Source organism: Nocardia sp. NPDC049526 (genome assembly GCF_044465765.1).
In the GTDB taxonomy this organism is placed as follows: domain Bacteria; phylum Actinomycetota; class Actinomycetes; order Mycobacteriales; family Mycobacteriaceae; genus Nocardia.
Genome location: NZ_JBITMA010000013.1, coordinates 1 through 21,982 on the forward strand (window position 1 = coordinate 1; position 21,982 = coordinate 21,982).

Genomic DNA, 21,982 nt, shown 5'->3' on the forward strand with positions numbered 1-21,982 from the left:
TGCACCCACCACCCGGTGGCCTGCGGGACCAACTGAACACGGAACGAAATCACCTGGACTCAATTCCGGGTGGTCTCGTCATCGGGGACCGCTCAAGGGGGTTCGGGTTGTGGAGCGTTAGGCCCACCTTGCCGCTGCCGAACGACGGGTCCTTGGGGACGCACGTTCCCATCTGAGTGGTCGCGTTCGTTCACGGTGGACGTACCTCCCGAATTTACCGATGGGTGACGCCGTGATACTTCCCGGATCCCGCGCGTGCAAGTCTGAGGTTGATCGGCACGTCGCCCAGATGCTCGCAGCTCAGCTCTAGTGCGACGCCATGTCGGATCCGTGCGGCGACACACCTCGGCGGGTCAGCGGATTACGAATGGATTCCCCACGGGCGCACCGGAATTGATCCAGACTGTCTTGGTTTCGAGGTATTCCCGGATGGCGTCTATTCCGTTTTCCCTGCCGATGCCGGAATCCTTGAATCCACCGAACGGTGCCATGAAACTGACGGCGCGATAGGTGTTCACCCATACGGTGCCGGAGCGAATGCGTTCGGCCATGCGTAGTGCACGGCCGATGTCACTGGTCCAGACGCCCGCACCGAGGCCGAAGCGGACATCGTTGGCGAGGGCGACGGCGTCGTCCTCGGCGCGAAACGGAATGACGGCGAGCACCGGTCCGAAGACTTCCTCTTGGGCGATGCGCATCCGATTGTCTACGCCGGTGAAGATGGTCGGTTCGATGAACCAGCCGTTACCGCATTCCGGGCGCGTCGCGGGCGCTCCGCCCAAAGCCAGTGTGGCGCCATCCTTTTCGGCGATCCGAAGATAGTCCAGCACCTTCGTGTACTGCGCCGGTGTGGTGATCGGGCCGACCTGGGTGTGCTCGGACATGGGGTCGCCCATGCGGGCTGTGCGCGCGAGTTCCACTACGCGGGCGACGAATTCGTCGTGAATGCTGTCTTGGACCAGCAGTCGCGATCCGGCGATACAGGTCTGGCCGGTGGCGGCGAAGATGCCGGAAACGACTCCGTTGACGGCGGCGTCGAGATCGGCGTCGGCGAATACGATATTCGGGGATTTACCGCCCAGTTCGAGACTCACATGCTTGAGGTCGCGGGCCGCGGCCTCGTTGATTCCGCGTCCGGTGAAATCGGATCCGGTGAAGGTGATCTTGCGGACCAGTGGATGCTCGACGAGGGCAGTGCCGACGTCGGCGCCGAAGCCGGTCACCACATTGATTACGCCCGGCGGCAATCCGGCCGCATGGAACAGCCTGACCAGCTCGATCGTGGAGGCGGAGGTGAATTCTGACGGTTTGATCACCACTGTGCAGCCTGCGGCAAGGGCCGGGGCCAGCTTCCAGGTCAGCAGCATCAGCGGTGAATTCCACGGCGTGATGATGCCGACGACACCGACGGGCTCTTGGCGCGTGTAGGCGAAGTAGCCCTTCTTGTCCAGCGGCAGCACCGTCCCCTCGATCTTGTCGGCCAGTCCGCCGTAGTAGTAGAACCACTGCGGCAGATAGCTGAGCTGGCCATACATCTCGGCGAACAACTTGCCGTTGTCGCGGACCTCTAGCTCGGCCAGCCGGTGCGCATGTTCGGCGAGGGCATCGCCGAGGCGGCGCAGCAGTGCGCCGCGAGCGCTCGCGGTGAGTTCCGGCCAGGGACCGGAGGTCGAGGCCCGGTGGGCGGCCTGCACCGCGACGTCGACATCCTCGGCGCCGCCTCTGGCGATTCGGGCCCATGGTTCGCCGAGATACGGGTTGTCGGTGGGGAACCACTCGCCGCCGATCGGCTGATGGTCCTGCCCGTCGATGAACATCGGGTACTGCTGCATGGCGAACCTCGGTATCAGAAGACTCTGCGACCGATCATGAGTGATGATTCAGACAGTTGAAAAATAGAAAGAATTGATGCCCATATTTCCGGATGGCATAGGACGCCGGTGCGTGACGCGATGGGCGTCGAATCGAGCCGAACCGTTCGATGGCAATCGGCTCGGCGGACTGGTCAATCCGCGGTGGTTTCGCTGCGGTCGACGAGTCGGGCCGAGGGCCAGCGCCCCTCGGCGACCGCGGTGCGAACCTGCCGGATGAGTTCGGCCGCAACGACTTCGGCGGCCGCGGGTACGCGGCCGGTGCGCGGTATGCCGAGAACGATCAGTCGCCAGACCTCCGGCTCGCATACCGGTGCGGCGCTGAGCGTTCCGCTGGCGACATCGTCGGCAATGCCGACACCGGGCAGGATCGTCCAGCCGTGCCCGCCGAGCACCAGCAGTTTCTGTAGCCGCAGTGAATTGGTCTGGACGGTCACGTCGAAATTCACCTGCGTCCGGGCGGAGGCGCCGTCGATGAGGGCGCGCAGCGCATGCCCCGGCGCGGGCATCACCATCGGATGGGTCGCGACCTCGGCCAAGGTGACAGGACGGTCGGCGTGCAAGTTGTCGCTCGGTGGCGCGACCACCCAGAGCCGTTCCCGCGCAAGCGGTTCGACATTGAGCGACGGTGTGCTGGTCAGGTTGTACAGCAGGCTCAGATCCAGGTCGCCGTCGTCGAGCCAGCGCTGCAAATGTCCGGAATAGCCGGTGAGCACGCGCAATTCGATGCCGGGATGATGGTGGGCGAGCGCCGATACCAGTGGTTCGGCCAAGAGGTCGGCGGCGCTCTCCAGCAGGCCGACGGTGACCACCCCGGTGACGACACCAGGTGCCGGGCGGAGTTCGGCGCGGGCACGATCCAGTTCGTGCAGGGCCCGCCTCGCCCGCTCGACCATGACCGTCCCGGCCTCGGTCGGGCGCATACCCTGCCGGGTGCGCTCGAACAGCGCGACGCCGAGTTCCTGTTCGAGCATCCGTATCTGCCGGGTGACGGCCGGTTGGACCAGGTGCAGCAACTCCGCGGCCTTGGTGACGCTGCCGACCTCGGCCACCGTGACCATGGCCTTCAACTGCTTGAAGTCCATCCGCTCCTCCTGTACATCGCGAACCGGCATAGTGGTATCAGAACTCGGCATTTTACCCAGGTATGTATTAACTCTCATGATGGTAGTGCGGGGGCGTATCGCCGAGGGTCGAGAGGAAGTCGTCGTGGACGAGCTCAACGAGGAAGAAAGCGCGATCGTCGCGGTGGTGCGTGACTTCGTGGACCGGGAGGTCAAACCGGTCGCGCAGGAGCTCGACCACACGAACACCTACCCGGAGAAGCTGATCGACCAGATGAAACAGCTCGGGATCTATGGGCTGGCCATCCCGGAACCGTGGGGCGAGGCCAAGGTGTCCACACCGTGCTACGCCGCCGTCACCGAGGAGCTCTCGCGCGGCTGGATGAGCCTGGCTGGGGCGATGGGTGGTCACACGGTAGTCGCAAAACTGTTGCTGGACTACGGAACTCAGCAGCAGAAGGATCGTTACCTGCCTCGGATGGCGACCGGCGAGCTGCGCGCGACCATGGCGCTCACCGAACCGGGCGGCGGATCGGATCTGCAGGCGATGCGCACGACGGCCCACCGGGTCGGCGAGGAATACATCGTCAACGGGTCCAAGACCTGGATCAGCAATGCCCGCCGGTCGGATCTGGTCGCCCTGCTGTGCAAGACCGATCCGGCCGCGGAACCCGCGCATCGGGGGATCAGCATTCTGCTGGTGGAGAAGGGGCCCGGTTTCACGGTGTCGCGGGATCTACCCAAACTCGGCTACAAGGGTGTCGAGAGCTGTGAGCTGACCTTCGACGATATGCGGGTGCCCGCGTCGGCGCTGCTCGGCGCGGTCGAGGGCGCTGGATTCGCGCAGATGATGCGCGGTCTGGAGGTCGGGCGGATTCAGGTGGCATCGCGCGCGCTCGGCGTTGGTCGGGCCGCGCTGGAGGATTCGATTCGCTACGCCCAGCAACGGGAGAGCTTCGGCAAACCCATCTGGCAGCACCAGTCCGTCGGCAACTATCTCGCCGATATGGCGACGAAACTGACCGCCGCACGCCAGTTGGTGCAGTACGCGGCGCGTCGCTACGACTCGGGCGAGCGCGCCGATATGGAGGCCGGTATGGCGAAACTGTTCGCCTCCGAGACCGCCATGGAGATCGCGCTCAATGCCGTGCGCGTGCACGGTGGCTACGGGTATTCCACCGAATTCGATGTGGAACGCTACTTCCGCGACGCGCCGCTGATGATCGTCGGTGAGGGGACCAACGAGATTCAGCGCGGTGTGATCGCCCGCCAGCTGATCAGCCGGAATCGGATCAACTGAGTTGTCCGGCACCGACTTTCCCGGAAGGCACCGCATGCGCCGCCCTCTCGAAGACATCACCGTCGTCGCAGTCGAACAGGCCGTTGCCGCACCGTTCGCCACCCGTCAGCTCGCCGATCTCGGTGCCCGCGTGATCAAGATCGAACGCCCTGGTGGCGGCGATTTCGCCCGACGCTACGACCAAACCGTCCACGGGGAGTCGAGCTATTTCGTGTGGCTCAATCGAGGCAAGGAGAGCGTCGAACTCGACGTCAAGGATCGAGCCGACCGCAGGCTGCTCGATGCGATGATCGCCCGGGCCGATGTATTCGTGCAGAACCTGGTGCCCGGCGCCGCCGAACGGCTCGGACTCGACGCCGAAACGCTGCGCGCGGCCGGGCCCGAACTGATCCACTGCTCGATCTCCGGGTATGGACCCGACGGTCCGTACCGGTCGAAAAAGGCCTACGACCTGCTATTGCAGTGCGAGACCGGGCTGGTGATGTCAACGGGCACACCGGAAGTGCCCGCCAAGGCGGGCTTCTCGATCGCCGATATCGCCACCGGTATGTATGCCTACAGCGGCATCCTCACCGCGCTCTACGACCGGGCGCGCACCGGTGTCGGGGCGAGTCTGCACGTCGCGATGATCGATGCGCTCGGGGAGTGGATGAGCCAGCCCGCCTATTTCTCCCGCTACGGCGACGAACCACCGCGCCGCACCGCGGCGAAACATCCATCGATCTCGCCGTACGGTCCGTTCCGCACCGCCGACGGCACCGTATTCCTCGGTATCCAGAACGAGCGCGAGTGGACTGCGCTGTGTGACGCGGTGCTGGGACGCAACGACATGATCGAGGATCCGCGGTTCGCGACCAATACCGATCGGGTGGAACATGACGGCGAGTTGACCGTGCTGTTGGAGCAGGCATTTGCCGCATTCGGCACCGATGAGGTCATCGAGCTACTGGAACAGGCTGGTATCGCGAATGCGCGGTTGCGTACACCGGCCGAGTTCACCGAGCACCCGCAGCTCGCGGCCCGCGACCGTTGGCGGCCGGTGGATACACCCGGTGGGGTAATGCAGGCCATGCTGCCGCCAGTGGTCGGCGGCTGGGAACCGGCGATGGGTGCCGTACCTCGGATGGGTGAGCACACCGCAGCCCTGCGCGCGGAATTCGTATCGGCAGAACATGTTTCGAAGGAGCCGCCGGCATGACCGATGTGGTCGAACGCACCGAATTGCTGGTGCCCGGTCCGGCGGAGGCGCTGAGCGGGCTGCTCGGCGTGCCACTGCCCGATCTGGACAAGGGACTTCCGCTGCTGTGGCACTGGATCTACTTGCTGGAACGCCCCGCACAGGCGGATCTGGGACCCGATGGTCATCCGATTCGCAATACCGTTCCGGCGCCGCCGGGGCCTGGACGACGCCGGATGTGGGCCGGCGGGCAGGTACGCACCCGCGGTGCGCTGGTGTGCGGCGAATCGGCGACGAAACGAACGACCGTGCTGTCCACACAAGAGAAACAGGGGCGCAGCGGCGCGTTGACCTTCGTCGTTGTCGGCCACCAGATTCTGCAGGGCGATCGGATCGTCGTGGACGAACGGCAGGATATCGTCTACCGCGACGCCGTCGAGGCGAGCGGAGGATCCAGCGAACCGGAGCCGGGCCAGGCCGCGAAAGTGCCTCCCACCGAAGACGAATGGGTCATCGACACATCCCCGACCCTGCTGTTCCGATACTCCGCGCTCACCTACAACGGCCATCGCATCCACTACGACCGCGACTACGCCCGCGATGTCGAGGGCTATCCCGGTCTGCTCGTGCACGGACCGTTGCAGGCGCTGGCCATGGTCGAGGCCGCCCGGGCCCGCGGCTGTACCGGTGACCAGGTCTTCGACTATCGGCTGCGGTCGCCGCTATTCGACCACCAAGGGCTGGTCGTCTCGGCGACCCCGCGCGACGGTGCGTTGGTGACCGTCGCGCGGGACGGTTTCGGACGGCAAACCGCTACCGGGACACTGCATCCCGCCGATTGACGACGTGTTAATCAGCGCCGGGCTGCACAGCGCTCAGGCGTTGGCCTTCTCGTACGCTTGGGCTACTTCTGCTGAAATCCGTCCGCGGGCCGACACCGCGATGCCTTTGGCGCGGGCCCAGTCGCGGATGGCAACGGTGCGGGCGCGGTCGTTCGCCGTGCGCGAGGTGTGGCTCTTGCCCCGGGGTGCGCGGCCGATTCTGCGAGCGCTCGAGGTCCAGGGCTCGAAGATGCCACGCAGTTGGCCGGCGTTTCCGGTGGATAGGTCGATCTCGTATTCGACGCCGTCGAGGGCGAAGGCCACTGTTTCCTCGGCAGCGGATTTGCCGTCGAAGTCATCGACGAGCGTCACAACGACCTTGCGTGCCATGGGCATTCCTTTTCGTGGGTGGACAGCGGGCAGAGGATCGTAAGCAGAGGATCGTGATCATAACGAGCGGCCGCACAACGATCGAAGCTGCCCCGAATCGAACCCGGACCTGTGCAGTTCCTGGGATTCATTCCCGGCGATGCGGTTTCGACCAAGCGGTCGGTTCAGTGAATTGTCAGCGATCGACGCTCTGATTGTTGATGAGCAAGGACTCATGCGGGGTTTGTTGTTCAGTACCGTGGGTGAACGGCTACCCTGGCGACATGTTGGCAAACTACCTGCGAGTTGATCTGCCTGGCAATCGGAGTGGCTCAGGGTCGGACACGAGCCGAAGCGTTTGCGAATCGTGAGTGCAGTCAATGCATCCGAGCAGTCGGTGCCTCGTACTGACGCGCAGGTCATTGCCCTGTGCAATCAGAAAGGCGGCGTCGGGAAGACCACCTCGACCATCAATCTGGGCGCTGCGCTAGCCGAATGCGGGCGGCGGGTGCTGCTGGTCGACCTCGATCCGCAGGGCGCGTTGTCCGCCGGGTTGGGTGCCGTGCTGAATGATCTGCCGTCCACGGTATACGACCTGCTCGGGGGATCGGGAAGGCTGATCGACGAGGTGCTGATCAGGACTCACGTCGACAATGTCGATCTCCTGCCGAGCAATATCGATCTGTCTGCGGCGGAGATACGGTTGGTCAACGAGGTCGGCCGGGAACATTCGTTGCGGCGGGTACTCGACCCGATTCGGGATCGCTACGACTACATACTCATCGACTGTCAGCCATCCTTGAGCCTGCTCACTGTGAATGCGCTGGCCTGCGCGGACGGCGTGATCGTCCCGATGGAGTGCGAGTTCTTCTCGCTGCGCGGGGTCGCGCTGCTCACCGACACCATGGACAAGGTCCGGGACCGGCTGAATCCGGGCCTGAGCCTGTTCGGCATCGTGGTCACGATGTTCGACCAGCGCCTGCTGCATTCGCGTCAAGTACTGGCGCGGGTTGCCGAGGTCTTCGGCGACCAGGTCTACGACACGGTGATCTCGCGGACGGTCCGCTTCCCCGACGCCAGCGTTGCCGGTGAACCCATCACTACCTGGGCGCCTCGATCCGCCGGCGCGGAGCAATATCGGGCGTTGGCCCGCGAGGTCATCCACCGATCCGGCCGCTGACGCCACGTCTAGGACATGCACGACCACGCCGCATCGGGGTAGGGTCGCCGTGCCCTGCCCGCGATCGACCGATCTTCCGGATATCGTCGGCGCCGTCACACCGACGAGGAGGATCCGCTGACTCGAAGGGGTAACCGCCGCGCCGGGGACCATGCGGTCGTACTCGGTGGCGGGATCGCGGGTCTGTTCGCGGCCCGTATTCTGGCTGACCACTATGCGGCGGTGACCGTCGTCGAGCGAGATCGGTTGTCGGCCGCGGAAACCAAACGCCGCGGCACTCCGCAATCGCAACATTCCCACGGCTTGCTGATGCGCGCCGCCGATATCGCCGAGTCCCGGTTTCCCGGCCTGATCGACGAGCTGATCACCGATGGCGCGAAGGCCGTCAGCGCATTCGACGATTTCCGGGCGATCTTCTTCGGAAACGTCTTGTATCGCGCTGAATTGGGCAGAACATCCGTTGCCGCCAGCCGGCCATTTCTGGAATCGCATGTGCGTGCCCGGGTATCGGCGCTGCCGAATGTGACGATATGGGACGACGCTGTCGTAGCCGAGCTGGTCGCCTCCGATACCGGCGTCGGCGGAGTGCGGGTGATGCGCCGGGAGACCGACGGCGAACCGGAGCCTGTCCATGCCGATCTGGTGGTCGACGCGATGGGCCGTGGTTCACGAGCCGGTACCTGGCTCGAGTCGCTGGGGTACCCACGGCCACGCGAAGATCAGGTGCCCGTCGATATCGGCTATGCCACTTGCCATTTCCGCCTGCCGCTGGACGCCGTCGGCGGCGATCGGATCGTCCTGGTGGGACCGATGCCGAGCCGACCTCGCGGGTTCGGGTTCGCGGCACAGGAGGGGGATTTGTGGGTGCTCTCGGCGTTCGGCGTCGGGAAGGAAAATCACCCACCGGCGAGTCCGGACGCACTGCTGGACTACGCCGCCGAGTGCGCACCCGAGGATGTTGCTACCGTAATTCGCCGCGCGATACCTGTCGACGAGGTAGCGACCTACCGGTTCCGCACGGCGGTATGGCGCCGGCACGAACTGCTGGATCGTGTTCCGGGCGGAATACTTTCGATCGGCGATGCGGTGTGCAGTTTCAATCCGATCTACGGCAGCGGAATGACGGTCGCGGCCATAGCGGCGGATCTACTGGATGAGGTACTCCAGCAGGGGACCGATGATCTGCCACGCCGCTACTATCGCCGCGTCGGCCGCATGCTGCGCACCCCATGGTGGCTGACAAAGGTCAGCGATATGACGATGCCCCCCGTCGAACTCGGCTCGCCAGGGGTGAAATCACTTGCGCATTCAGGCTTGAACAGGATGTTCCGAGCAGCGGCGGACGACCCGGCTACCGCGGCGAAATTCCTCGATGTGCTGAATATGACGAAATCCCCACTGCACATCTTCGATCCACGTGTCGCCGCGGCGACGATGGGATTGCATCGTCGCCGAGGACGCCGTATCGCGTAGCCCAATCGTGACAGCCTTGCATGCGATTCATTCCGTGCCGGACTGGGCAACGCTGGTCCCTGCCTCAGGACCAGCGCTACCCGCACCTGGCCGAGGATTTCGGATCACTCGGCCAAGGCACGGCGCAGAGCTCCGGCCAGTTCGGCGTTCTGCCGCTGTGACACCTCCGCGGACAGGATCGCCTGGGAGCCATGGAACGTGCCGGGCCACTGGTGCAACTCGACCGACACCCCGGCCGCCATCAGGCGCAATGCGTAGTCGATGTCTTCGTCGCGATTCGGGCAGAACTCCGCGGCGGCGATGTAAGCGGGTGGCAGGCCCGACAGATCGGTCGCCCGCGCCGGGGCCGCGTACGGCGTGGCGGGCGTGGAGCCCAGGTAGTGCCCCCACATTTGCGCGACCTTGTCGCGAGTCACGAACGGCGTATCGGTGAAATTCCGCTGCGACCACGTCTCCTGCCGGTCGTCGAGCCCGGCCTGGTGGAGCAGTTGGAAACGGATCGGCGGCCCCTGCTCGTCGCGCGCCCGCAACGCCACCGCGGCCGCGAGACCCGCGCCCGCGCTGTGGCCGCCGATCGCGATGCACGTCGGGTCGATGCCGAGTTCGGATGCGTGCTCGGCGGTCCAGTTCAGCACCGTGTAGATGTCATCGTGTGCGGCGGGGAACGGATTTTCGGGGGCCAGTCGGTAGGCCACAGAGATCACGGTCGCGCCGGAGCCGTTGGCGAGCATGGTGGCCCACGGATGTTCGGTATCGAGATCACCCATCACGAATCCGCCGCCGTGCAGCCACACGATGGCGCCCTGGGCCTGGTGTGGGCGATAGATCCGTACCGGCACATCGGGATCGGCTGGGACCGTTCGGGTTTCGATGTCCAAGTTCGCGGTATCGGTAACCGGTATCGCGGCGGCCAGCTCGGCGAGCTGTTTACGCGCGGTGGGCGGGTCGGACAGGTCGGACGGCGGGAACAGCGAGAGGAATGGTTCGAGTTCGGGATCCATGACAGTTATCCTCGCGATCGGCCGATCGAAGGTCATCCGCCAACCGTCGGACATTCCCGCCTCGTTCCGCGACGAGTGCCGCACATCCTCCAGGTATCCGCTGGTAACCGCTAACCGACGATGATTTCTTGTGCGATAGGAGTGAAGAACCAGCTGAGGATGTTGCCGCCGACTGCGTTCAGTCGGGGAAGGGCGTGTACTGCCGATGGGTTGGTGGCCAGGACAGATCTGGACGGCCCGGTGGCCAAGTATTGGCCGGAGTTCGGCGCCAACGCCGAGGAGCGAATTCCGGTGCGGCTGGCTGCTTTCCCACCAGGCCGGCCTGCCGATCATCGACGGACCGCTGACCTTCGAACAAGCATGTGCCTGGGACCTGGTCATCAATGCACTCGAGAGGTAGCCACCACAGTGACTGCCGGGCACGGAACACCTGTACACAGCGTGACTTCGGTCATCTGGTTGGCGAGATCGGGCGCCGGGTCTCTGGCGGTCCTGATCCGCGATCACCATCAGCAGCGGTGTCGGAGACACGCGATGCAGGAACGCTTCCGGTGCGTAGGACTGGAACTTGTCGACACTGGAGAGGGTGAGGAGGTACCCGACACCAGCGCGTTCGGGCCGTGAGCGAGCACGGCCACCGCCATCCCGCGAACCGCTGTCCGGGTCATCCCGAACAGAGTGAATGAGAGCGATCATGGCACTCGACACGATCGACCTATTCATCACCAGCGACATCACTCCGGAAATCGCGCTACGTGCCCGACTTCGCCGGCGGCAGCTGGGAACTCAGCTGGCTGGCGAATATCGCATTGACACGCGAGCAGGCGGTGAACGGAATGGTCCTCGACGAGATCCTGAGCGACCACGGCACTGCCGACAACGAACTCACGCTCGAATTGGCCGACCTCCGCGCCGCCAATCGGCCTCGATCATCGCCTCGGCATGACCGCCCGGCCGGGAGCCGACCGGGCGACATCGGATCCGACTCCGAGTCTGCCGCGCTGATATCAGGTCTCGCCTGGGAGGTGTACGGCGGACAGGAATTGCCAGACGCGGGTCGCGGCATGCAGGTTGAAGCGGGTGTTGACGTCGCGCAGGTCGAAGCCGGTGAGTTCCCTGATGCGCCCGAGGCGATAGCGCAGGGTGCTGCGGTGGATGTGCAGTGCGGCGGCGGAATCGTCGTAGCTGCCGCCACATTCGAGGTATTGGCTCAAGGTGTGGACGAGGTCGGTGTTGCGGGTTCGGTCATAGTCGAGGAGCGCGCCGAGCCATTCACGCATGAATTCTTCGACTTGGCCGTCGGTATGGGCGGCGTCGACCAGGCGGTAGAAGCCGAGTTCGTCGAATGCGGTCGCGCCGTCGGGTATTCGGGATCGCAGCCGGATATTGATGGCGCGGTGCGCGTCGGCGAAGGCACCGGCGAAATGGCTCGGCTGGTCGCAGCGGCCGCTGATACCGATGGCCACCGGTGTCGTGTCGAGGTGTTGGCGGATCGCGTGGTGCAGGGCGACCGGATCGGGTCGGCGGTCGGTGATCAGCACCATCACCCCGGCGTGACGTCCCGGAATGTAGTGCAGGTCCAGAGCGGTCGCGGCGCGGCCTACCGCCTCGGCGACCGCGCTGTCAGTGCTGTGCACCAGGACGAGGTATTGCTGACCGTGCAGGTCGTGTCCCAATGCCTCGGCCCTTGCGAAGGCGCTGTCGTTGTCGGTACCGGACAGCAGATCGTCGACCAGGTCGCGGCGCAGTCGCAGCTCGATCTCGGCGACATTGCGTTGATGCGAGAGTTCGAGCGCGAGAACGGTACTGCCGTAGCTGAGGGCGAAGAGGTTCTCGTCGGTCACCCGATGGTCAGGGTCGACCAGCGCGAGTGTGCCGAGGATTTCGGCGCGCGGTTTCACCAGGGTGATTACCCGGTCGTGTATGCGCAGAGGCGCGTTGGCCGTGGCGAGGCGGTACAGCAATTGCTCACGTTGCTGCGGTGAGGGTTTCGGGTAACGGTCCGGCAGACCCGGCCCGGACCAGGCCCTCAGGTTGCCGAAGGGGTCTTCGATCGCTACGGGTAGCCCGGACACCTGAGCGAGGGCGTCCGCGATCCCGTGCTCCCCGCCGCCGTACGCCGCAGCGCCGGCGAGCACTTCGTGTACCCGCATCTGGCTCTCCAGTCGGACCACACTGGCGGATAGGTGCTGGTTGGTCTCGGTCAATTGGATGGCGTGGGCGACCGACCGTTCACGCAGTGCGGCATTCGCCAGCGCCGCACCGGTCAACTGAGCCAGCACGGTGAGCAGGAAGATCTCGTCCGCCCGTGGTTCGTGGTCGGCAGCGACAATCAGCGAGCCGCGTGCTCCGGTCACGCTCGACAGGGTGAACGCCCAGCCCCACTGGCCGTCGGACAGGTCGACTTTGCCTGCACCGTCCTGCGCGCGGATCTGGGTGTCGAGGTCGGGCCGCGCAGGTAGCGGTGGGTAGGGCAGAAATTCGCCGTCGACGGTGTGATAACTCGCCAGCGTGCGGCAGCACCCGAGCGAGGGCACCGCCTCCGCGGCGATCCGCAGGATGTCCAGGTCCTGATGCTCGGCGAAGAGCACCATCGACAGGGTGCACAGGGCGTGCATCGACGACAATTGGGCGCGGGCGAGCGAGTCATTGACGTGTGAACTCAACAGTTGCTGGTTCATGCGGATCGAGTCCGTGAGGTTAGGCGGTCGAGGCCGCGCCGACCTCGAAACCGCGGCGGCTTCGGTGCCCAATCCCGAATTCTGACCGATCGCGTCGGTCTACTGCGAGCCCGTGACCTGCTTAGATCGTTGGTGTCCCACGTGCCGATGCGATGCTGCGGGCGTCGATCCCTGATGCTACACCGATCGGCGTGTCGCGCGTGTGCCGATCCGGCAATCGAGTGTGCTGGGTGCTCACTCGTCGGTGCAGAACCGTCGACATCTGCTGTCGCCCGGCACCGCATACCGATCAGCGCCTTTCGAAGTATTCGTGAACCTGCCGCACCGCTGTCCCGCCCTCACCCACCGCGGAGGCAACCCGCTTAACCGAGCCGCTGCGGACGTCGCCCGCCGCGAAGACGCCGGGCACGGTTGTTTCCAGCGGCACCGGTCGCCATTCGGGATGGCGGGCGTCCTCGTCGCGGGTCCGGTACACCGCATCCGGGCCGGTGCGGACGAATCCGTGATCGTCCAGCCCGAGGGCGCCTGCCAACCAGGCGCTACACGGTGTGGCGCCGATGAACACGAAAAGGGCACTCACCGCGAGTGTCGCCTGCTCTCCGGTGCGATTGTCCTCGGCCACGATCTCTTCGAGATCACTCGTGCCGTGCACCCTGCGGACCTCACTATGCCGAAGTATCGTCACGCGCGGATGCCGCTCGATCTGGTCCACCAGATATCGGGACATGCTCTTGCCGAGGTCGCCGCCCCGAATAAGCAGGTAGACACGCTCGACATGCTCGGCGAGGAACACCGTTGCCTGTCCGGCGGAGTTGCCGCCTCCGACGATCGCCACCGGACCGAGGCCGCACGCGGCCGCCTCCTGGTGCGTCGCGGCGTAGTGCACACCGGTGCCCTCGAAGAACTCGATGCCAGGCACCGCCAGCTTGCGGTATCGGGCGCCGGTGGCGAGAACGACGGCGCGGCCGACCAGCATGCCGCCGTCGGAAAGACGGAGCCGATGATAGCCGCCTTCGGATTCGAGACCGGTCACCTCGGCCGACACCAGAATCCGGGCGCCGAACTTTTCGGCCTGCAGTACCGCCCGCTCGGCCAGCTCGGCGCCAGATATCCCGGCGGGGAAGCCCAGATAGTTCTCGATCCGGGAGGAAGTACCCGCCTGCCCGCCGGACGCGATCACCTCCAGCACCGCCGTGTCGAGCCCATCAGAGGCGCCATACACCGCAGCGGCCAGCCCCGCTGGACCCGCGCCGACGATGAGGAGATCGCAGGTGTCGTGGCCGGTGTCCGGAACGGCAAGTCCGATTGCCCGCGCCAGTTCGGCATTGGTCGGGTTGCGCAGGACCCGCTCGCCCCGCCATATCACCACCGGGGTGTCCTCCGGTCGGACCCCCAGACTGCGCAACAACTGTTCGGCGCGGCTATCGCGCTCGAGGTCGATCCATCGGTGCGGCAATCGGTTTCGCACCGCGAATTCGCGCAACCGCCGGGTGTCGGGTGAGTAAGAGGAGCCGATGATCCGGAAGCCGGAACCGAGTCCGATCAGCAAACTGCGGCGGATCAGATACGCGCGCAGGATCAGATCGCTGAGCACCGGATCGTGTTCGACCAGCGCTCGGACCCGCTGCGTCGGGACGGCAAGTATCTCGCCATCCTGGACCATTTCCGCGGTGTAGAACGCGACCTGGCCCTCCAGCAGACCCAGCTCGCCGAGGAATCGGCCGGGGCCGTGCACGCGCACGATCTGGTGCGTCTGCTCGTCGCCGACGATCCCGACCTTGCCCGACAGGATCACGAAGAAGGTATCGCTCGGCTCGCCGGCCCGCACCAGCGTCTCGCCAGCGCGCACCCGCCTGCGGGTTCCGCCGACGGCGAGCGTCGCCACCTGCTCGTCCGACAATCGTGGGAATGCCCCTACGATGTCGGATGTTTCGTTCGGCGTCACGCCCGACGCGGGGTTCTCAGACAAAGTTCTGGTGGACGTAGCACCAGCGCCAATTTTCGCCCGGTTCCATCGATTGGACGATGGGATGGCCTGCCCCGCCCGCATGCGAACGCGCGTGCCGCATCGGCGAGGAGTCGCAGCAGCCGACGTGCCCGCAGGTCAGGCAGAGCCGCAGGTGGACCCACGGCGTCCCGAGCCGGAGGCACTCTTCACAACCTTGGGGAGTTCGGGGGGTTACCGGCCGGATCGCGGCTGCGTGCGGGTCGGTGTGCACAGAAGTCATGCCGTCGTCTCCTTCTTTCGGCCCTCGGCGAGTGCTTGGTCGAGCCATCGCCGCAGTTCGGGCACCTGCGCGGCGCCCGCCTGCCGGGCCAAGACCTCCCCGTGCTGCAGCACGAGCAGCGTCGGCACCGCACGTACGGCGAACCGTTGGGCGGTGCGCGGTGCGGCGTCTACGTCGACCTTGACCAGTTTCAGCTGGCCTGCGCGTTCGGTGGCGAGCTGCTCGAGCGCCGGGCTGACCATCAGACAGGGACGGCACCAAGTCGCCCACAGGTCGACCAGCACCGGCACCGCGCCATCCTCGGCCACCGCGCCGAAATCATCGTCGTCCGCCGCGACGATCCACGGCAGCGGCTCATGACAGTTGCCGCAGCGCGGGGTTCCGGTGGCCGCCGCGGCAGGCACCCGGTTGGTCTTGCCGCAATGTGGACACTTGACCTGTGTCTTTTCCATGGCCCTCCCGCTTTCTCACGCCGCAGCCGGCTGTTGCGTGTAGGCGACCGCCAGTTCGTCGCCGTGCACGGTCACGGTGACGGTGCCGCCCTGGTCGATGTCGCCGCGCAACAAGGCCCGCCCGATCTTGGTTTCCACTTCGTGGGCGATATAGCGGCGCAACGGTCGCGCACCGTAGACAGGGTCGAAACCGTGCCGTGCCATCAGCCTGCGCGCTTCCGGCGTGATTTCCAGGTGGATCTGCCGCTGCGCCAACCGTTCGCGCAGCTCGGCGGTCTGGAGTTCGACGATTTGTTCGAGCTGCGGCAGCGTCAGCGGAGTGAACAGCACGATGTCGTCGACTCGATTGAGGAACTCCGGACGGAAGTGCGCGCGTAGTTCGGCAAGCACCCGGTCCCGGGCGTCCGGCTTGATCTCGCCATGACCGGTGACCCCTTCGAGCAGGTACTGGGAGCCGATGTTGGAGGTCATGATGATCACCGTGTTGCGGAAATCCACCTGCCTGCCTTGCGAATCGGTGATTCGGCCGTCGTCGAGCACCTGCAGCAGAGTGTTGAAGACGTCCGCGTGCGCCTTTTCGATCTCGTCGAACAACACCACCGAGTACGGCTTGCGGCGCACGGCTTCGGTGAGCTGACCACCTTCGTCGTAGCCGACGTAGCCGGGTGGTGCGCCGATCAGCCTGCTGACGGTGTGCCGTTCCTGATATTCGCTCATGTCCAGGCGCACCATGTTGTCTTCGCTGTCGAACAGTGCGGCGGCCAGCGTTTTCGCCAGCTCGGTCTTGCCGACGCCGGTGGGACCCAGGAATATGAAGGAACCGATCGGCCTGCGCGGATCGCGGATCCCGGACCGGGCCCGGATCACCGCGTCGGCGACAACCTGCACCGCCTCGTCTTGGCCGATGACACGCTCGTGCAGGATTTCGTCGAGCCGCAGCAGCTTCTCCCGCTCGCCTTCTTGCAGCCGAGCGACCGGAATACCGGTCCATGCCGCGACGATCTGGGCGATCTCGTCTTCGGTGACCACCTCCCGCAGCAGCGGTTGCTTGCCCTGCTTGGAGGTCAGCTGTTCCTCCGCGGCCTGCAGGTTTCGCTCGAGTTTGGTGATTTCGCCGTACCGCAGTTCGGCCGCGCGGTTGAGGTCGTAATTGCGCTCGGCCTCTTCGGCTTCGTGGCGCAGCTGTTCGAGTCGGCCGCGTAGTTCCTGGACCCGGCGGATCGCCTGCCGTTCGGCGTCCCACTGGGCGTGCCTGGCGTCGGCCTCGGCGCGTACGTCGGCCAACTCCTTGCGCAGTTCCTCGAGGCGGGCCTTGCTGGCGGCGTCGGTTTCCTTCGACAGTGCGGCCTCTTCGATTTCCAGGCGGGTCACCTTCCTGGTGAGCTCGTCGAGTTCGGCTGGCATGGAGTCGATTTCGGTGCGCAGCCGGGCGCATGCCTCGTCGACGAGGTCGATCGCCTTGTCGGGCAGGAAGCGGTCGGTGATGTAGCGGTGCGACAGGGTTGCGGCAGCGACCAGAGACCCGTCCTGAATCTTCACGCCGTGGAACACCTCGAGGCGGTCGCGCAGGCCACGCAGGATCGAAATGGTGTCTTCCACGGTCGGTTCGTCCACCAGTACCGTCTGGAACCGGCGCTCCAGTGCCGCGTCCGGCTCGATGTGCTTGCGGTATTCGTCGAGGGTGGTGGCGCCGATCATGTGCAGTTCGCCGCGTGCGAGCATGGGCTTCAGCATGTTGCCCGCGTCGAGCGAACCCTCGCCGCCGACCGATCCGGCGCCGACCACCGTGTGTAACTCGTCGACGAACAACAGGATGGCGCCCTCCGCCGCCTTCACTTCTCCCAGCACGGCTTGGAGCCGCTCCTCGAACTCCCCCCGATATTTCGCACCGGCGACCAACGAACCCATATCCAGCGCGAAGATCGTCTTGTCCCGCAAACCTTCCGGAACATCCCCGCGAACGATGCGCTGGGCCAGACCCTCCACGATCGCCGTCTTGCCGACACCCGGATCCCCGATCAGCACCGGGTTGTTCTTCGTCTTGCGACTCAGAATCTGGGTCACTCTGCGAATCTCGGCGTCTCGACCGATGACCGGGTCGAGCTTGCCCGTGCGAGCTTCGGCGACGAGGTCGCGGCCGTACTTTTCCAGCGCCTCGTACGCGCCCTCCGGGGTTGCCGAGGTGACCCGCTGATTGCCGCGGACCTTCGTGAGCGCCGTGAGAAACGATTCCCTGCTGACACCCTCGCGAGCGAGCAGCCGCCCCGCGGCACCAGCTGTCCCCTCCTCGGCGAGGGCAAGCATCAGATGTTCCACCGACACATAGGAATCCTTGAGGCGCTTGGCTTCTCGTTCGGCGGACTCGAGCAGTCCGCCCAATCTCTTGGTGATCATCACCTGACCAGGCGATGCGCCGGGGCCGGCGACCTTCGGCCGACGAGACAACTCCAACTCCAGATCGGCGCGCAGCATATCGACATCCGCACCTGCCTGGTCGAGCAGCCGGGGCACCAAGCCCTCCGGCTGATCGATCAACGCCAGCAGCAGATGCTCACCGTCGACTTCGGTGTGCCCCAACCGAGTTGCTATGTTCTGCCCTTCGTGCAGGGCCTCCCGAGACTTTTCGGTCAGTCGGTTGGTGTCCATGTGGAGGTCCTCCTTCGGCGAGGATCGGCTTCGAGCTTCTCGATTCGGTCCAGCAGATCGAGCACCAACCCGATCGCCGCATAGTTCAGGCCGAGGCCCGTCCGCAACCGTTGGATCCGGGCGGCGACAGCCACCTCGGATGGTTCGAAACGCAGCTCTCCTGTGCTGTCGCGGGTGCAATCGAGCAGGCCGAGCGCGGTCAGCCTGCGCACGAGCTCGGGGTGCAACCCGGCCCGCCGTGCGAAGGTTTCCAGCCGAAGCGGCGCTGGGCGCACCATGACGTACCGGTTGGCCGGGACAAAGGTGTTCATGTGCCCCTCCTCGGGTCGAAGGCCGATTCGGCCGCCAACTGCTCGAACAGTTTTCGTTCCTTCTCGGTCGGCTTCGCGGGCACCATCACCTTGACCTCGGCGTACAGGTCGCCGTTCGCGCCGCGCGGGTTGGGCATGCCTTCGCCACGCAACCGCAGCTTCCGTCCGGTAGACGACCCCGGCACCACCTTGACCTTCGCCTCACCGTTCGGGGTAGGGACGGCGACGGTGGCTCCGAGCACCGCCTCCCACGGGGAGATCGGGAGGTCGAGGTGGATGTCGCGGCCATGCAGCCGGAATCGCCGATGTGGCTTGATCCGCACGACGAGGTACAGGTCCCCGGCGGGCCCGTCACCGCTGCCGCGGCCGCCCTGCCCGGCCAGCCGGATTCGCTGTCCGTCGATTACCCCGGCCGGAATGTCGACGGTGAAGCTGCGCCCGTCCAAGTGGAGGGTCCGCTTGCCACCGCGGTAGGCCTCCTCGAGGGTGAGCTCGAACTCGGCCTCCTGGTCGGCGCCCGGAATCGGGCCGAATCCACCACGGCCGCTGAACATTCCGCTGAAGAGGTCCTCGAGATCGACGGGCCCACCGGCACCGAATCCCTCGCCGTACTGGACCCGGGTGCCGCCGCGGCCACGCCCGAAACCGCCACCGGCCGCGGCAACCCGTTCGTCGTAGTCCTCCGGTATCTGCCGGAAGTCGGCGCCGAATCGGTCGTAGCGGCGCCTGGTCGACGGGTCGGACAGTACCTGATACGCCTCACCGATCTCCTTGAACCGATCCGCCGCCGCGGGCTCGGAATTCACGTCCGGGTGGTAGCGGCGGGCGAGCTTGCGATATGCCTGCTGGATCTGGTCCTTATCGGCGTCACGGGGCACCCCGAGGACTTCGTAGAAGTCGCGTGCCATCGGCGCTCACCCCTCCCCCCTGCTGACGACCACTGCTGCGGGCCGCAGCTGCCCGCCGTTCTCGCCGTATCCGGGGCGCACGACCTCGAGCACGGTGCCAGGTGGGACATCCGGCGCCTCGACCACCCCCACCACCTCGTGCACAGTGGGCGAGAACGGAACTCCGGTCTCGGCATATCGTGCGTAGCCGAGTTGCTCGAGCAGTTGCACCGCTTGGTCTCGGATCGATTGCACGCCTTGCACTATCGCGTCCGGCTCGCTGCCCGCGTGGGCCAGCGCCAGTTCCAGATTGTCCAGTACGGGCAGCCAGGCGGCGGCCACCTTGGACCTTTCGGCGGCACGTTCGCGGTCCAGGTCACGTGCATACCGCTTGCGTAGGTTGTCCAAGTCGGCGGCGGCACGGCGCCAGCGGTCCTCTAGCTGCGCGACAGCCGAGTCGGGCCGGCCTGGGGGCGACTGATCTTGGTCCGTGTCGTCGGTCTTCGCGTCGTCGGTCGACTGGTCGGCGGAACTGTCCATCAGCGTGCCTCAGCTCCGGTCGAACTCGGCGTCGATCACATCGTCGTCGCCCGGCGATGGCGCGGCGCCGCTCGGTTGTCCGCCATCGCCTCCGGTCCGGGCGGGTGCGAGTCCGTACAGCAGCTGCTGCAGTTCCGCGGTGAGCGGTTGCACGCGCTCCAACGGGGCATCTTCCTTGACCAACTGCCTGGCATCGGCGATGAGCATCTCGGCGCGGGCCCGATCGTGCGGGGCGGCGGTGTCGCCGAGTTCGGCGAGGCGCCGCTCCACTTGGTAGGCGACCGAATCGAGTTCATTACGGGCATCGACGGCCTTGCGCAACTCCTCGTCCTCGCGGCGGTGGCGTTCGGCTTCGGCGAGCATGCGTTCGACCTCGCTCGGGTCCAGATTGGACTGCTCGCTGATGGTGATGCTCTGCTCGCGGCCGGTGTCCTTGTCGCGGGCGGTGACATTGAGGATGCCGTTCGCGTCGATATCGAAGGTGACCTCGATGTGTGCCTCGCCGCGCGGGGCGGGGCGAATGTCCTCCAGCCGGAACCGGCCGAGCACGCGATTGTCGGCGGCGCGCTCCCGTTCGCCTTGCAGTACCACGATATCGACGGCGGGCTGATTGTCCTCCGCGGTGGCGAATGCCTCGGTGCGCCGGGCTGGGATGGTGGTGTTGCGTTCGATGATTTTCGTCATCACCCCACCCTGGGTTTCCACGCCAAGCGACAGTGGTGTCACGTCGAGCAGCAGCACGTCGGAGACCTCGCCCTTGAGCACACCCGCCTGGACGGCCGCGCCGAGCGCGACGACCTCGTCGGGGTTGACGCTCATGTTCGGGTCCTTGCCGCCGGTGAGCCTGCGGACCAGCGCCTGCACCGCCGGGATGCGAGTGGAGCCGCCGACCAGGATCACCTCGTCGATGTCGTTGGCGGTCACCTTGGCGTCGCTCATCGCCTGCTCCACCGGGTCGAGGCAGCGTTGCACCAGATCCGCGGTCAGGTCCTCGAATTTCGACCGCATGATCGTGGTGGTGAGGTGCTTGGGACCGTTCGCGTCGGCCGTCACGAACGGCAGATTCACCTGAGTCTGCGCCACCGACGACAGTTCGACCTTGGCCTTCTCGGCCGCCTCGAAGAGTCGTTGCAGCGCTTGCGGGTCGGCACGCAGGTCGATGTGCTGGTCACGCTGGAATTCGTCGGCCAGATAGTCGACCAGGCGACGGTCGAAATCGTCGCCGCCGAGATGGGAGTCGCCTGCGGTGGCGCGCACCTCGACCACGCTGTCACCGACGTCGAGCAGGCTCACGTCGAAGGTGCCACCACCGAGGTCGAAGACCAGCACGGTCTCATGGGTCTGTTTGTCCAAGCCGTAGGCCAGCGCGGCCGCGGTCGGCTCGTTGATGATGCGCAGCACGTCGAGCCCGGCGATGCGACCTGCGTCTTTGGTGGCATTGCGCTGGGCGTCATTGAAGTAGGCGGGCACGGTGATGACTGCTTCCTTGACCCGTTCGCCCAGGAATTTGCTTGCGTCGTCGACCAGCTTGCGCAGCACCAGCGCGCTGATCTCCTCCGGCGCGTACAACTTGCCGCGGACGTCGAAGCGGGCCGCGCCGCCCTCTCCCGCGACGACATCGAAGCTCACCGCTTTAGCTTCCTGCGATATCTCGTCGAAGCGGCGGCCGATGAATCGCTTCGCCGAATAGATGGTGCCCTTCGGGTTCAGGATCGACTGCCTGCGGGCAAGTTGCCCGACCAGGCGCTCGCCGCTCTCGGTGAACGCGACCACCGACGGTGTCGTGCGCGCTCCCTCGGCGTTTGCGATCACCACCGGCTCACCGCCTTGCCAGCTCGCGATCACGGAGTTCGTCGTTCCCAGATCGATACCTACAGCTGTTGCCATGACGGATTCCTTCGGATCGGTGCGACAGGCTGACAGCCGGATGTTCGTCGGCGACCACGGCAGGTGTGCACTTCCCCGACAACGCCGTCCCCTG

18 protein-coding genes are annotated in these 21,982 nt (G+C 65.7%); 5 read left to right on the forward strand and 13 right to left on the reverse strand.

All coding sequences use genetic code 11. From position 1 onward, the window contains the following. Positions 1-353: 353 nt before the first annotated feature. Together ACIBW7_RS33060 and ACIBW7_RS33065 are read right to left on the reverse strand one after the other, a co-directional pair. Positions 354-1,832 (reverse strand): aldehyde dehydrogenase, encoded by a 1,479-nt coding sequence (locus ACIBW7_RS33060; RefSeq protein WP_397053243.1) that lies wholly within the window; start codon positions 1,830-1,832, stop codon positions 354-356. 173 nt (positions 1,833-2,005) lie between these two features. Further along, positions 2,006-2,956, reverse strand: a complete 951-nt coding sequence (locus tag ACIBW7_RS33065; protein WP_397053245.1) for a LysR family transcriptional regulator — start codon at positions 2,954-2,956, stop codon at positions 2,006-2,008. Positions 2,957-3,035: 79 nt separating this feature from the next. Between ACIBW7_RS33065 and ACIBW7_RS33070 the strand changes: the two genes are divergently transcribed. Genes ACIBW7_RS33070 through ACIBW7_RS33080 form a run of 3 tightly spaced genes read left to right on the forward strand, consistent with a single transcriptional unit; the run spans position 3,036 to position 6,254 of the window. Further along, positions 3,036-4,235 (forward strand): acyl-CoA dehydrogenase family protein, encoded by a 1,200-nt coding sequence (locus ACIBW7_RS33070; RefSeq protein ID WP_397053578.1) that lies wholly within the window; start codon positions 3,036-3,038, stop codon positions 4,233-4,235. A 34-nt stretch (positions 4,236-4,269) separates the two neighbouring features. Continuing rightward, the gene (locus ACIBW7_RS33075) at positions 4,270-5,433 is read left to right on the forward strand and encodes a CaiB/BaiF CoA transferase family protein (protein ID WP_397053247.1); all 1,164 of its coding nucleotides are present in this window, start codon (positions 4,270-4,272) and stop codon (positions 5,431-5,433) included. Further along, positions 5,430-6,254, forward strand: a complete 825-nt coding sequence (locus ACIBW7_RS33080) for a MaoC family dehydratase N-terminal domain-containing protein (protein ID WP_397053249.1) — start codon at positions 5,430-5,432, stop codon at positions 6,252-6,254. Before ACIBW7_RS33075 ends, ACIBW7_RS33080 begins: the two co-directional genes overlap by 4 nt. A 33-nt stretch (positions 6,255-6,287) precedes the next feature. On the opposite strand, the gene ACIBW7_RS33085 is transcribed toward ACIBW7_RS33080, so the two are convergent. Further along, entirely contained in the window at positions 6,288-6,623 is a 336-nt protein-coding gene (locus ACIBW7_RS33085) for an Lsr2 family protein (RefSeq protein WP_397053251.1), read from the reverse strand. 376 nt (positions 6,624-6,999) lie between these two features. Between ACIBW7_RS33085 and ACIBW7_RS33090 the strand changes: the two genes are divergently transcribed. Then, complete coding sequence (locus ACIBW7_RS33090; RefSeq protein WP_397053253.1) at positions 7,000-7,782, forward strand: ParA family protein; 783 nt, start codon at positions 7,000-7,002, stop codon at positions 7,780-7,782. Positions 7,783-7,899: 117 nt separating this feature from the next. Beyond that, positions 7,900-9,255, forward strand: a complete 1,356-nt coding sequence (locus ACIBW7_RS33095; protein ID WP_397053580.1) for an NAD(P)/FAD-dependent oxidoreductase — start codon at positions 7,900-7,902, stop codon at positions 9,253-9,255. Between the two features lie 104 nt (positions 9,256-9,359). On the opposite strand, the gene ACIBW7_RS33100 is transcribed toward ACIBW7_RS33095, so the two are convergent. The 10 genes from ACIBW7_RS33100 to dnaK all read right to left on the reverse strand — a co-directional run bounded on the left by ACIBW7_RS33100 (position 9,360) and on the right by dnaK (position 21,888). Further along, entirely contained in the window at positions 9,360-10,256 is an 897-nt protein-coding gene (locus tag ACIBW7_RS33100) for an alpha/beta hydrolase (protein ID WP_397053254.1), read from the reverse strand. Positions 10,257-11,263: 1,007 nt separating this feature from the next. Continuing rightward, positions 11,264-12,937 carry a PucR family transcriptional regulator gene (locus tag ACIBW7_RS33105; RefSeq protein ID WP_397053256.1) on the reverse strand — a complete coding sequence of 558 codons (1,674 nt, stop codon included), beginning with the start codon at positions 12,935-12,937 and terminating at the stop codon, positions 11,264-11,266. 289 nt (positions 12,938-13,226) lie between these two features. Beyond that, the gene (locus ACIBW7_RS33110) at positions 13,227-14,987 is read right to left on the reverse strand and encodes an FAD-dependent oxidoreductase (RefSeq protein WP_397053258.1); all 1,761 of its coding nucleotides are present in this window, start codon (positions 14,985-14,987) and stop codon (positions 13,227-13,229) included. After that, positions 14,899-15,165 (reverse strand): UBP-type zinc finger domain-containing protein, encoded by a 267-nt coding sequence (locus tag ACIBW7_RS33115; protein WP_330229339.1) that lies wholly within the window; start codon positions 15,163-15,165, stop codon positions 14,899-14,901. Before ACIBW7_RS33115 ends, ACIBW7_RS33110 begins: the two co-directional genes overlap by 89 nt. Next, a complete protein-coding gene (locus ACIBW7_RS33120) occupies positions 15,162-15,617 on the reverse strand; it encodes a thioredoxin family protein (RefSeq protein ID WP_397053261.1) in 456 nt (151 codons plus the stop codon). Before ACIBW7_RS33120 ends, ACIBW7_RS33115 begins: the two co-directional genes overlap by 4 nt. Positions 15,618-15,632: 15 nt before the next feature. Continuing rightward, positions 15,633-18,263 carry an ATP-dependent chaperone ClpB gene (clpB, locus tag ACIBW7_RS33125; RefSeq protein WP_397053263.1) on the reverse strand — a complete coding sequence of 877 codons (2,631 nt, stop codon included), beginning with the start codon at positions 18,261-18,263 and terminating at the stop codon, positions 15,633-15,635. Then, positions 18,245-18,574, reverse strand: coding sequence for a chaperone modulator CbpM (locus tag ACIBW7_RS33130; protein ID WP_397053265.1), 330 nt, complete (start codon positions 18,572-18,574; stop codon positions 18,245-18,247). Before ACIBW7_RS33130 ends, clpB begins: the two co-directional genes overlap by 19 nt. Beyond that, a complete protein-coding gene (locus tag ACIBW7_RS33135) occupies positions 18,571-19,482 on the reverse strand; it encodes a DnaJ C-terminal domain-containing protein (RefSeq protein WP_397053267.1) in 912 nt (303 codons plus the stop codon). Before ACIBW7_RS33135 ends, ACIBW7_RS33130 begins: the two co-directional genes overlap by 4 nt. 6 nt (positions 19,483-19,488) lie before the next feature. Then, on the reverse strand, positions 19,489-20,001 hold the full coding sequence (locus tag ACIBW7_RS33140; protein WP_397053269.1) for a nucleotide exchange factor GrpE: 513 nt from the start codon (positions 19,999-20,001) through the stop codon (positions 19,489-19,491). A 9-nt stretch (positions 20,002-20,010) separates the two neighbouring features. Continuing rightward, complete coding sequence (gene dnaK, locus ACIBW7_RS33145; protein WP_397053271.1) at positions 20,011-21,888, reverse strand: molecular chaperone DnaK; 1,878 nt, start codon at positions 21,886-21,888, stop codon at positions 20,011-20,013. Positions 21,889-21,982: the final 94 nt, after the last annotated feature.